This window comes from Leclercia sp. Marseille-Q4284, assembly GCF_916618945.1.
Classification (GTDB): Bacteria; Pseudomonadota; Gammaproteobacteria; order Enterobacterales; family Enterobacteriaceae; genus Enterobacter; species Enterobacter tamurae.
Window position 1 is genome coordinate 1,641,661 of record NZ_CAKAKG010000001.1, and the last position, 11,578, is coordinate 1,653,238.

The 11,578-nt window shown below is 56.5% G+C and carries 12 protein-coding genes; 6 read left to right on the top strand and 6 right to left on the bottom strand.

Annotated features, from left to right (window positions below; translation table 11 throughout):
• Positions 1-87 precede the first annotated feature (87 nt).
• The 6 genes from LG383_RS07620 to LG383_RS07645 all read right to left on the bottom strand — a co-directional run bounded on the left by LG383_RS07620 (position 88) and on the right by LG383_RS07645 (position 5,267).
• Positions 88-216, bottom strand: a complete 129-nt coding sequence (locus tag LG383_RS07620) for a DUF2474 domain-containing protein (RefSeq protein ID WP_106992974.1) — start codon at positions 214-216, stop codon at positions 88-90.
• Complete coding sequence (cydB, locus tag LG383_RS07625) at positions 216-1,226, bottom strand: cytochrome d ubiquinol oxidase subunit II (RefSeq protein ID WP_225758729.1); 1,011 nt, start codon at positions 1,224-1,226, stop codon at positions 216-218. Before cydB ends, LG383_RS07620 begins: the two co-directional genes overlap by 1 nt.
• Positions 1,226-2,632, bottom strand: a complete 1,407-nt coding sequence (locus LG383_RS07630) for a cytochrome ubiquinol oxidase subunit I (RefSeq protein WP_225758730.1) — start codon at positions 2,630-2,632, stop codon at positions 1,226-1,228. Before LG383_RS07630 ends, cydB begins: the two co-directional genes overlap by 1 nt.
• A 469-nt stretch (positions 2,633-3,101) precedes the next feature.
• Positions 3,102-3,581: a DUF2778 domain-containing protein gene (locus tag LG383_RS07635; protein ID WP_166182534.1), complete on the bottom strand. Its 480-nt coding sequence runs from the start codon at positions 3,579-3,581 to the stop codon at positions 3,102-3,104.
• Positions 3,578-4,060, bottom strand: a complete 483-nt coding sequence (locus LG383_RS07640) for an Hcp family type VI secretion system effector (protein ID WP_166182533.1) — start codon at positions 4,058-4,060, stop codon at positions 3,578-3,580. The genes LG383_RS07635 and LG383_RS07640 overlap by 4 nt, the downstream gene beginning before the upstream one ends.
• 178 nt (positions 4,061-4,238) lie before the next feature.
• Positions 4,239-5,267, bottom strand: a complete 1,029-nt coding sequence (locus tag LG383_RS07645; RefSeq protein WP_225758731.1) for an LLM class flavin-dependent oxidoreductase — start codon at positions 5,265-5,267, stop codon at positions 4,239-4,241.
• Positions 5,268-5,645: 378 nt separating this feature from the next.
• Between LG383_RS07645 and LG383_RS07650 the strand changes: the two genes are divergently transcribed.
• From LG383_RS07650 to LG383_RS07675, 6 genes are all read left to right on the top strand, one after another.
• Positions 5,646-5,834, top strand: a complete 189-nt coding sequence (locus LG383_RS07650; RefSeq protein WP_106992970.1) for a cold-shock protein — start codon at positions 5,646-5,648, stop codon at positions 5,832-5,834.
• 113 nt (positions 5,835-5,947) lie between these two features.
• On the top strand, positions 5,948-7,366 hold the full coding sequence (locus LG383_RS07655; protein WP_106992969.1) for a PLP-dependent aminotransferase family protein: 1,419 nt from the start codon (positions 5,948-5,950) through the stop codon (positions 7,364-7,366).
• Between the two features lie 292 nt (positions 7,367-7,658).
• Positions 7,659-8,804: a putative ABC transporter substrate-binding protein YdcS gene (gene ydcS, locus LG383_RS07660; protein WP_225758732.1), complete on the top strand. Its 1,146-nt coding sequence runs from the start codon at positions 7,659-7,661 to the stop codon at positions 8,802-8,804.
• Between the two features lie 17 nt (positions 8,805-8,821).
• Positions 8,822-9,835, top strand: coding sequence for an ABC transporter ATP-binding protein (locus LG383_RS07665; protein ID WP_225758733.1), 1,014 nt, complete (start codon positions 8,822-8,824; stop codon positions 9,833-9,835).
• A gap of 7 nt (positions 9,836-9,842) precedes the next feature.
• Positions 9,843-10,781, top strand: a complete 939-nt coding sequence (locus tag LG383_RS07670) for an ABC transporter permease (protein ID WP_370635159.1) — start codon at positions 9,843-9,845, stop codon at positions 10,779-10,781.
• Positions 10,771-11,577, top strand: a complete 807-nt coding sequence (locus tag LG383_RS07675) for an ABC transporter permease (RefSeq protein ID WP_225758735.1) — start codon at positions 10,771-10,773, stop codon at positions 11,575-11,577. Before LG383_RS07670 ends, LG383_RS07675 begins: the two co-directional genes overlap by 11 nt.
• Position 11,578: the final 1 nt, after the last annotated feature.

Sequence of the window (11,578 nt, forward strand, 5' to 3'; positions counted from 1 at the left end):
AAATGCAGGAAAGGTTTTGTCAGATTAGGTATATCTGCACGGACTGTTCCCTCTCCCTTTCAGGGAGAGGGTGAGGGTGAGCTGAATTCAGTGCGCCTTAAACCCCGCCGCAGTCATCAGCACGCGGAAGAACATCCCGACCAGCGTCAGCGCCAGCACGCTCCCGCCCCAGATAATCACCATCCACATCAGACGTTTCCAGACAGGTTGATTCATCAGTGATAGCCCTCCCCAGGCTGGACTTTGCCGCGAAACACGTAATAGCTCCAGAAAGTGTAGACAAGGATGATCGGGATAATGAATAACGCCCCCACTAACATAAAGCCCTGGCTCTGCGGAGGTGCCGCAGCCTGCCACAGGGTAATCGACGGCGGAATGATATGCGGCCAGATGCTGATCCCCAGCCCGCTAAAGCCGAGAAAGATCAACCCGAGGGTCAACACGAACGGCAGATGGTGGCTGCGCGGGTTACTCAGGCTGCGCCACTGCCACAGGCCCAGCACCACCACCAGCACCGGAACCGGCAGCAGGAAGAAGAGGTTCGGCAGGCTAAACCAGCGGTCGGCAATGGCGGGCTGGGAGAGCGGCGTCCAGATGCTGATCACCGCGATAATCCCCAGCAGCGCCAGCAACAGACGTTTCGATACCTGCCGCATCCGCGCCTGCAGCGGGTTTTCGCTTTTCATCACCAGCCAGGTGGCGCCTAAAAAGGCATAGGCCACCACCAGCCCCAAACCGCAGAACAGGTTGAACGGCGTGAACCAGTCGAACGGACCGCCGGCAAAGGCGCGTCCACTGACCGTAAAGCCGTTGATCACCGCTCCCACCACCATGCCCTGGGTAAAGGTGGCCAGCACCGAGCCGCCGATAAAGGCCTTATCCCAGAAGGGCCGGTGCGCGGGTGTGGCCTTAAAGCGGAACTCAAAGGCCACGCCACGGAAAATCAGCCCAATCAGCATTAAGGTCAGCGGGATGGTCAGGGCATCGATGATCACCGCATAAGCCAGCGGAAACGCGCCAAACAGTGCCGCTCCCCCCAGCACCAGCCAGGTTTCATTCCCGTCCCACACCGGGGCGACGCTGTTGACCATCACATCCCGGTCGTCCGCATCCTGGATGGCGGGAAACAGAATGCCAATACCCAAATCAAACCCGTCCATCACGATGTACATCAGGGTGGCGAAGACGATTATCACAAACCAGATCAGGGAGAGATCGATACCCATTATGGTGTCTCCTTGGTAGTAAATTCAGCGTTTGCTGCCGAGAGCGGGCGCGCCGGGCGACCATCGTTTTCGGTCGGGAAGGACTCTTCTTCCTGCGGACCCTTTTTAATCAGGCGCACCATGTAGCTGTAGCCGACGCCAAACACCGAGGTGTAGACCACAATAAAGGCCAGCAGGCTGACGCTCATATGCAGATCGCCATGGGCCGATACCGCATCTTTGGTACGTTGCAGACCGTAGACGACCCACGGCTGACGGCCCACTTCGGTCGTCACCCATCCGGCGAGAATGGCAATTAATCCCGATGGTCCCATCAGTAGGGCAAACCACAGGAAAGGCCGGGAGTGGTAGAGCCGCTGCTTATAGCGCAGCCACAGGGCGACGGTGCCCAGCAACAGCATCAACATCCCCAGCCCGGCCATAATGCGGAACGACCAGAAGACAATGGTGGAGTTAGGCCGATCCTCTTTCGGAAACTCTTTCAGCGCCGGCACCTGCTTATCGAGGCTGTGGGTGAGGATCAGGCTGCCGAGTGCCGGGATCTCCAGACCATAGCGGGTGCGTTCCTGCTCCATATCCGGCCAGCCAAACAGCAGCAGCGGAGTAGGTTCGCCGGGCGGGTTCTCCCAGTGACCTTCGATGGCGGCGATTTTGGCGGGCTGATGTTTCAGGGTGTTCAGGCCGTGCATATCCCCGACCATCGCCTGAATGGGGGCGACGATCAGCGTCATCCACAGCGCCATGGAGAACATGCGGCGAATGGCGGAGGTATTATTACCCCGCAGAAGGTGCCATGCCGCCGAGGCCGCAACAAACAGGGCGCTACTGAGAAACGCGGCAATCGACATGTGCAGCAGGCGATACGGGAAGGAGGGGTTAAACACCACCGCAAACCAGTCCACCGGCACCACCTGACCGTTGACGATCTCAAAGCCCTGCGGGGTCTGCATCCAGCTGTTAGAGGCGAGGATCCAGAAGGTCGAGATGATGGTGCCCAGAGCGACCATGCAGGTGGCAAAGAAGTGCAGCCCCGGCCCGACTTTGTTCCAGCCGAAGAGCATCACGCCGAGAAAACCGGCTTCGAGGAAGAAGGCGGTCAATACTTCATAGGTCAGCAGCGGGCCAGTAATGCTCCCGGCAAACTGGGAAAAACCACTCCAGTTGGTGCCGAACTGGTAGGCCATCACCAGCCCGGAGACCACGCCCATGCCAAAGTTGACGGCGAAGATCTTCGACCAGAAATGGTACAGCGACCGCCAGACAGGGTTTTTGCTTTTCAGCCATAACCCCTCCAGCACCGCCAGATAGCTGGCGAGGCCAATGGTGATCGCCGGGAAAATAATGTGGAAGGAGACAGTAAAAGCAAACTGGATCCTCGCCAGGTGAAACGCATCTAAACCAAACATGCACAACCTCAGGGTAAAACGGTGTGGCTGTTATGGTAAAGCGGCGGGAAGTCGAGTATCAGAGACAGTAAAGGGGAATTTAGCTATAACAGTTTGGGGGAATAGTATTAAAATACAACGCTGTTATGTCTTTGAAGCCCATGCTTGTAAATGTTTACGCCTTATTCAGGCCTGAGAATGTAATAATTCAAGGAGATGACGGGGCTAAAGCCCCGTCATAGTCAGCGGGCTAAACGCTTATGCTTATAACGGGCGAAAAGCCATATTAAAAAAGTCGTTAACAGCAGAGACAAAACCGATAAAGTGAAAATATAACGGTCGTACCATTGTGCTTCTGTCAGAAAACCAAACTTATCCGTGTAAATGTCATAGAGATAAATATCGGGCATAACGATGCATAACAACGAATAAACAAGGCACAGAAGCGCTAACTCCATCAGCCATATAACGACGCTTGTGCTAGGTTTCATCAATATACCTGTATAGTGCCAAATGCTTTAAGCTCAGAGGTAATGAGTAAAGAACCGTTGCTTAATAATGCATGATGAAGGATTCGATAATGAGAATGGTTTGGCAATGTAATACAGCCTTCACTGATTCCAGAAGTGCCAGCAGGATGTAGACGAAAAGCACCACGTTCCACGTTACCAATAAACGTTGAATCATCTATAGCCCCATCATCCCGGTAAAGCGCAAACCAAAAGTCACGATTTGAACCGCTCTCCAGTTCTTTGAGCATATCGTGCCATCGGGACCCGGTGCCTCCGCGGGAACGGGTTACGATGAAATATTTTCCGGGAGGCAAGGGACCTTTCTTTTTCAGGGCAATAGCATCCGGATTATTTCTATTGGCACCGGCATGTCCAGAATATGCCGGAAAGAATCCCAACCCCGGACAGCTTAAGGTAGACATCTGCCCACCGTTTAAATGAAAAGTGCAGCGGATCATCTCTCATTCCACGCATCAGAAAAAATAATATTTCCATCACAATGCTTCCATGTGATTTTTTCGTAGCGCAAAGCGATAGACTCGAGATGATTATGTTTTTCAGTGGAAGGATTTTTCACATCATGCATAAGAGGACAAACGGAAACGACCTTCACCCCTTCGAGGAGCATATTAAAGTACTCTTCTTCAAATCCGGCATCATTTATACGATACCATTTAAATTCTGCTGATTTGAGCGTTTGCCCGTGAGCAACGGCTTTATAGAGGTATGGACTGGAAGAGTCGAATTCTTTCTCAAAAACAAGTGCGCTATGAATGCGTGTACCGGTTATCTTTCCAGTATTGCTGTCCGTAGGTAAATGAAGCCCGTGACCAAATCCAAATATCTCAATACTTCCTTCACGTTCCTGAACATCTACAGAACCACGGATATCCGCGCCACCATCATCCTTTAACCACAGATAGGCCGGTATTGCCATGTCAAACTCCTTTTGTCAGTTAGCTTAAAAAACAGGCATTACTTAACAATGGTTTTATGACAAAGGCCAGGCATAACGTGCCATAGTTATTGTAAATATTTCATGTATTTATATGCGAAATAATGATTCGGTGTAGTAAACGTCTCGCATAATATTGCCTACACGAGACGTTATTCCTTTATTCGTCGCGCCAGCCCATAGCTGGTGCAACATGCTTCAGAATCGACTCAATCACATGTACGTTATACTCCACGCCCAGCTGGTTCGGCACGGTGAGTAACAGCGTATCCGCTTCGGCAATCGCTTCGTCCTGTTTCAGCTGAGCAATCAGCTTGTCAGGCTCGGCGGCATAGCTGCGGCCGAAAATGGCACGGGTTTTCTCATCCAGGTAACCCACGCTGTCGCTTTCGTTACGGCTGGAACCGAAGTACATCCGGTCGCGATCGTCCATCAGGGCAAAGATACTCCGGCTGACCGATACGCGCGGCGTGCGGGTATGACCCGCTGCGGCCCAGGCGTCGCGGTAGGCGCGGATCTGTTTTGCCTGCTGGATGTGGAAAGGCTCGCCGGTTTCGTCGTCCTTCAGGGTTGAGCTTTGCAGGTTCATCCCCAGCTTCGCGGCCCACACGGCAGTGGCGTTCGAACCCGCCCCCCACCAAATCCGATCCCGCAGCCCTTCGGCGTGCGGCTCAACGCGCAGCAGGCCCGGCGGGTTAGGGAACATCGGCTGCGGATTGGGTTTGGCAAATCCTTCGCCGCGCAGGGCGTCTAACAGCACTTCGGTGTGGCGACGCGCCATATCAGACTCGTTTTCACCTTCGCCTGGCACGTAACCAAAGTAGCGCCAGCCATCGATCACCTGTTCCGGAGAGCCACGGCTGATCCCCAGCTGCAAACGTCCGCCGGAAATTAAATCGGCAGAACCCGCGTCTTCTGCCATATAGAGCGGATTTTCATAGCGCATATCGATAACGCCGGTGCCGATCTCAATCTTGCTGGTTTTCGCGCCAATCGCCGCCAGCAGCGGGAAGGGGGAGGCGAGCTGGCGAGCAAAGTGGTGCACGCGGAAGTAAGCGCCATCTGCGCCCAGCTCTTCGGCGGCTACCGCCAGATCGATGGATTGCAGCAGGGCGTCGGCGGCAGTACGGGTGCCCGACTGCGGCGACGGCGTCCAGTGACCAAATGACAAAAAGCCGATCTTTTTCATGTCGGGTTATCCTGGTTTCAAATGATAAGCGTGGCCTTTACTTTACGGATTGCCTGAGGAATGAAAATGGGCTTTATTTCACAGAAGCCATCAAATAATTTGACCGATAACAATGACAGCTGGCTAAAGCACAGAATTTTATCTTTTAAAAGCGCTTGCATCCTTCCACCGGTTGTGCGTAAATGGATTTTCGGTTTGAATGCCAAAAGAATATCCGTCGCAGTCCCTTAAAGCATCTCTCAACACGTTGTGCCTCTCCGCAGCCTCTCTTGGGTTTTTTCTTTACGCTCTGAACGCTCTGATTAGTTTTTGTCTCAGACCTCTAATGCCGCTAAGGCCCAATTTAGTATTTGACGTTTTTACGTTCAGGAGATTTACATGAGTTCACATATCCATTTTCGTTGCCCTTGCTGTCATGGTTCGCAGTTCCGTACTTCCGCTTTCGACGTGTCTGAAAAAAATCCACTCGGTGCGAAGTGCATTTTCTGCAAATCCTCGATGATCACGCTGGATCATTTAGCGGCCTCCCGCCATGCGCGTCAGGTGCCGTTTGAGTTTCGTAAGTAAGTCAGTCGGGCGCCGTCACGCCTGCTGAAATCCTCACTACTATCTATAACAGTTTATTAATCCTGCCTTTTTTCTCCTGCTGATATACACTGTGATGCAGCAAGGAGAACCCGATGAAAAAATACCAGCGCCTGGCGCAGCAAATCATTTCGCAGATCGAGCTCGGTGTCTGGCAGCCCGGCGATAAGCTGCCCTCCCTGCGTGAGCAGGTGACCAGCAGCGGAATGAGCTTTATGACCGTCGGTCACGCGTATCAGATGCTGGAGAGCCAGGGGCGTATTGTCGCGCGCCCGCAATCAGGTTACTACGTGGCGGCCCGGCCCACCGGGCAGCAGCCGATGCCACCCGCGCAGGTGATGCGCGATGAAGCGGTGGATATCAATACCTATATCTTCGATGTCTTACAGGCCAGCCGCGATCCCTCGGTGGTCCCTTTTGCCTCGGCCTTTCCCGATCCGCGTCTCTTCCCCTTACAACAGCTGAACCGCTCTCTGGCCAATGTCAGTAAAACTGCCACCGCCATGAGCGTCATCGAGAATCTGCCGCCGGGCAACGTCGATCTGCGTCATGCCATTGCCCGCCGCTATGCCCAGCAGGGGATGAACATCTCCCCGGATGAAATTGTGATTACCGCCGGGGCCCTCGAAGCGCTGAACCTCAGCCTGCAGGCGGTTACCGAGCCGGGCGACTGGGTGATCGTCGAAAACCCCTGTTTCTACGGGGCCTTACAGGCGCTGGAACGTCTGAAGCTCAAGGCGCTGTCGGTGGCCACCGACGTGCGCGAGGGGATCGATCTCAACGCGCTGGCCCAGGCGTTAAACGACTATCCGGTGAAAGCCTGCTGGTTAATGACCAACGGCCAGAACCCGCTGGGCTTCACCCTCAGCGCCGACAAAAAGGCGCAGCTTATCGCCTTGCTCACCGAACATAACGTCACCCTGATCGAGGACGATGTTTACAGCGAGCTCTACTATGGACGCGAAAAGCCGCTCCCGGCGAAAGCCTGGGATCGCAGCGACATGACGCTGCACTGCTCCTCTTTCTCGAAATGTCTGGTCGCCGGGTTCCGCATTGGCTGGGTGGCCGCCGGGAAACATGCCCGCCGCATTCAGCAGTTGCAGCTGATGAGCACCTTATCCACCAGTTCCCCGATGCAGCTGGCGCTGGTGGATTATCTCGCCACCAAACGCTACGACGCCCACCTCAGACGTCTGCGCCGCACGCTGGCGGAACGTAAACAACAGGCGTGGCAGGCCCTGCTGCGCCATCTGCCCGCAGAGGTGAAAATTCACCACAGCGACAGCGGCTACTTTTTATGGCTTGAGCTACCCGCGCCGCTGGATGCCGGGGAGCTTAGCGCCCGGGCGCTGGAGCATCACATCAGCATTGCCCCGGGCAAGATGTTCTCCACCTCCGATACCTGGACGCCGTTTTTCCGCTTCAATACCTCCTGGGCCTGGGGAGAGCGGGAAGAGCAGGCGGTGATCCAGTTAGCGCAAATAATTAGCGCTATGTTGAAAGGGCAAAAATAGTATTTTCTCGCTATTGAACACCGCGCCTGAATAATTGTTTCTTATCCCGTTAATAACGCCGCAATTAATTTGCGGCGTTTTTTTATTATCGCTCATAGGAAATATGCATAACCCCTGCGCCAGCTAACCCCTTGTCTATAATCCACTTACCGGGGAATGCGCCCCCGGTCACAACCTGGTGAAATTTCTGCAGGCCGCCGGGTGCGGGGCAATAGCGCGGTCTACGTTTAATTAAGGAGATATTCTACCGGCACGGCTGCCTTCTGATTTCATTACGACAGGAGTAATACGTATGAGCAAAAAATTTGCCCGTAGCAGCCTGTGCGCGCTCGGCATGACGGTGTTGACTGCGCAAGCGGCGGAGCCGCCAAAAGAGATCGGTCAGGGCGAAGGACGGCTGGATATTATTGCCTGGCCGGGCTACATCGAGCGCGGCGAGACTGATAAAGCCTATGACTGGGTCACCGCGTTTGAAAAAGAGACCGGCTGCAAAGTGAACGTCAAAACCGCCGCCACCTCTGATGAGATGGTCAGCCTGATGGCGAAGGGTGGTTACGACCTGGTGACCGCCTCCGGCGACGCCTCCCTGCGCCTGATCATGGGCAAACGCGTTCAGCCCATTAACCCCGACCTGATCCCCAACTGGAAAACCCTTGACCCGCGGATCGTCAAAGGCGAATGGTTTAACGTCGATGGCAAGGCGTACGGCACCCCGTATCAGTGGGGGCCAAATCTGCTGATGTATAACACCAAAACCTTCCCGACCCCGCCTGACAGCTGGGGTGTGGTATTTAAAGAACAAAACCTCCCGGACGGCAAAAGCAACAAAGGGCGGGTTCAGGCCTACGATGGCCCGATCTACATCGCCGATGCGGCGCTCTACGTCAAAGCCACCCAGCCCGATCTGGGGATCACCGATCCCTATCAGCTGACGGAGGCGCAGTACGCGGCGGTGGTGAAAGTACTGAAAGATCAGCGTCCGCTTATCCACCGCTACTGGCACGACACCACCGTGCAGATGAGTGATTTCAAGAACGAAGGGGTGGTCGTCTCCAGCGCCTGGCCGTATCAGGCTAACGCCCTGAAAGGCGAGAATCAGCCGATTGGCACCGTCTTCCCGAAAGAGGGGGTAACGGGCTGGGCGGACACCACCATGCTCCATGCCGACGCCAAACATCCGATGTGTGCCTACAAGTGGATGAACTGGTCCCTGACGCCAAAAGTGCAGGGCGATCTGGCGGGATGGTTTGGTTCACTGCCAGTGGTGGCGGAAGGCTGTAAAGCCAGCACCCTGCTGGGCGACAAAGGCTGTGAAACCAACGGCTACAACTATTTCGACAAGATCATGTTCTGGAAAACGCCAACCGCCAACGGCGGCAAGTTTGTGCCTTACAGCCGCTGGGTTCAGGACTACATCGCCATCATGGGCGGTCGTTAAGCGCCAGGGAGCGGATTATGACGTACGCAGTAGAGTTTAACGATGTCTCGCGTCTGTATGGCGACGTGCGTGCGGTGGACGGGGTAACGATCCGCATCCGTGACGGGGAGTTTTTCTCCATGCTGGGGCCTTCGGGCTCCGGCAAAACCACCTGCCTGCGCCTGATAGCGGGTTTTGAACAGCTGAGCGGTGGCAGCATCTCGATCTTTGGCAAAGATGCCAGCGAGCTCCCGCCCTGGGAGCGCGACGTTAACACCGTCTTTCAGGACTACGCCCTGTTTCCCCACATGTCGATCCTTGAGAACGTCGCCTACGGGCTGATGGTCAAAGGGATCAACAAACCTACCCGTCAGGCCCAGGCGCGGGAAGCCCTGGACAAAGTCGGCCTTAGTTTCGCCGAGGCACGCAAACCCTCGCAGCTCTCCGGCGGCCAGCGTCAGCGGGTGGCGATTGCCCGGGCGCTGGTTAATCAGCCCCGGGTGCTGCTGCTGGATGAACCCCTCGGGGCGCTGGATCTGAAGCTGCGCGAGCAGATGCAATTTGAACTGAAAAAACTGCAGCAGGAGCTGGGCATCACCTTTATTTTCGTCACCCACGATCAGGGCGAAGCCCTGTCGATGTCGGACCGGGTGGCGGTGTTTAACAACGGGCGGATTGAGCAGGTGGATACCCCGCGCGAACTCTATCTGCGCCCGCGCACGCCGTTTGTGGCCAGCTTCGTCGGCACCTCGAACGTCTTCACCGACGCCCTGGCGCAGCGCGTCTGCGGCCTGACGGGGAGTTACTCCCTGCGTCCGGAGCATATCCGTCTCGACGGGGAGGGGGATATCCAGGTTCAGGGCCGGGTACAGGCCGTGCAGTTTCAGGGGGCCGCCACCCGTTACGAGCTACGCCTTGCCGAGGGGGAAAAGCTGCTGGTGAGCCAGGCGAACCTGACCGGCTCCGGGCTGGCGACAGGCGTGGAGCCGGGGCAGATGGTGACCGCCTCCTGGGCGCGCGACGCCATGGTGCCGCTGCATGAGGAGGGGTGATATGGACATGAGCGTTTCGCCTCCTCCGGCCTCACGCAGCCTCGCGGGGCGTCTGTCGGCGCTGTTCTGGCGCAGACCGGCCCTGGGGCTGTTCTTACTTCTGCTCGGCCCGCTGATGTGGTTTGGCATTGTCTATCTGGGGTCGCTGTTTGCTCTGCTGTGGCAGGGGTTCTACACCTTCGATGACTTCACCATGTCGGTGACGCCAGACCTGACCTTCGCCAACATTCGCGCCCTGTTTAACCCCGCCAACTACGACATCATTCTGCGAACCCTGACGATGGCGATCGCCGTCACTATCGGCAGCGCGATCCTCGCTTTCCCGATGGCCTGGTATATGGCGCGCTATACCCGCGGGAAGTGGAAAGCCTTCTTCTACATCGCGGTGATGCTGCCGATGTGGGCCAGCTACATCGTCAAGGCCTACGCCTGGACGCTGCTGCTGGCGAAAGACGGCGTGGCGCAGTGGTTTCTCAGCCATATGGGGCTGGAAGGGGTGCTGACCTCGCTATTGACGGTACCCGGCATCGGCGGCAGTACGCTCTCCACCTCCGGGCTGGGACGTTTCCTGGTGTTCGTCTATATCTGGCTGCCGTTTATGATCCTGCCGGTGCAGGCGGCGCTTGAGCGTCTGCCGCCGTCTCTGCTGCAGGCTTCTGCCGATCTGGGGGCGCGCCCGCGGCAGACCTTCCGCTACGTGGTGCTACCCCTGGCCATTCCGGGCATTGCCGCGGGGTCGATCTTCACCTTCTCCCTGACGCTGGGCGACTTTATCGTCCCGCAGCTGGTGGGCCCGCCGGGGTACTTTATCGGGCAGATGGTGTATTCCCAGCAGGGGGCGATCGGCAATATGCCGATGGCAGCCGCCTTTACGCTGGTGCCCATTGTTCTCATCACTGTCTATCTGGCGTTCGTGAAGCGCCTTGGAGCGTTTGATGCACTCTGAACGCGCGCCGCTGTTCCTGAAAATTGCCACCTGGGGCGGGGTGATCTTCCTCCACTTCCCGCTGCTGATTATTGCCATCTATGCTTTTAATACGGAGGACGCCGCGTTCAGTTTTCCGCCCCAGGGGCTGACGCTGAAGTGGTTCAGCGCGGCGGCGGGGCGCAGCGACATCATCGAAGCGGTGACGTTGTCACTAAAAATCGCTGCGCTCTCAACGGTGATTGCGCTGGTGCTGGGCACCCTGGCGGCTGCGGCGTTATGGCGGCGGGAGTTCTTTGGTAAGAACGCGGTGTCGCTGATGCTGATCCTGCCGATTGCCCTGCCGGGGATCATCACCGGCCTGGCGCTGCTGACGGCGTTCAAGACCATCAATCTGGAGCCTGGTTTCTTCACCATCATTCTCGGTCATGCCACATTCTGCGTGGTGGTGGTGTTCAATAATGTGATTGCCCGTTTCCGACGCACCTCATGGAGCCTGGTGGAAGCGTCAATGGATCTGGGGGCTAACGGCTGGCAAACCTTCCGCTACGTGGTGCTGCCCAATCTGGGCTCGGCGCTGCTGGCGGGGGGCATGCTGGCCTTCGCGCTGTCGTTCGACGAGATCATCGTCACGACCTTTACCGCCGGACATGAGCGCACCCTGCCGCTGTGGCTGTTAAACCAGCTCGGCCGCCCGCGTGATGTCCCGGTGACCAACGTGGTGGCCCTGCTGGTAATGCTGGTGACCGCGATACCCATTCTGGGGGCCTGGTGGCTCACCCGCGACGGCGAAACCATTGCCGGCAGCGGGAAATAAC

Coding starts and splice junctions, on each gene's coding strand:
- LG383_RS07675 (WP_225758735.1), top strand. CDS start 10,771: ATGCACTCTGAACGCGCGCCGCTGTTCCTGAAAATTGCCACCTGGGGC.
- LG383_RS07650 (WP_106992970.1), top strand. CDS start 5,646: ATGAGTTCACATATCCATTTTCGTTGCCCTTGCTGTCATGGTTCGCAG.
- LG383_RS07645 (WP_225758731.1), bottom strand. CDS start 5,267: ATGAAAAAGATCGGCTTTTTGTCATTTGGTCACTGGACGCCGTCGCCG.
- LG383_RS07665 (WP_225758733.1), top strand. CDS start 8,822: ATGACGTACGCAGTAGAGTTTAACGATGTCTCGCGTCTGTATGGCGAC.
- LG383_RS07620 (WP_106992974.1), bottom strand. CDS start 216: ATGAATCAACCTGTCTGGAAACGTCTGATGTGGATGGTGATTATCTGG.
- LG383_RS07630 (WP_225758730.1), bottom strand. CDS start 2,632: ATGTTTGGTTTAGATGCGTTTCACCTGGCGAGGATCCAGTTTGCTTTT.
- LG383_RS07655 (WP_106992969.1), top strand. CDS start 5,948: ATGAAAAAATACCAGCGCCTGGCGCAGCAAATCATTTCGCAGATCGAG.
- cydB (WP_225758729.1), bottom strand. CDS start 1,226: ATGGGTATCGATCTCTCCCTGATCTGGTTTGTGATAATCGTCTTCGCC.
- ydcS (WP_225758732.1), top strand. CDS start 7,659: ATGAGCAAAAAATTTGCCCGTAGCAGCCTGTGCGCGCTCGGCATGACG.
- LG383_RS07635 (WP_166182534.1), bottom strand. CDS start 3,581: ATGATCCGCTGCACTTTTCATTTAAACGGTGGGCAGATGTCTACCTTA.
- LG383_RS07670 (WP_370635159.1), top strand. CDS start 9,843: ATGAGCGTTTCGCCTCCTCCGGCCTCACGCAGCCTCGCGGGGCGTCTG.
- LG383_RS07640 (WP_166182533.1), bottom strand. CDS start 4,060: ATGGCAATACCGGCCTATCTGTGGTTAAAGGATGATGGTGGCGCGGAT.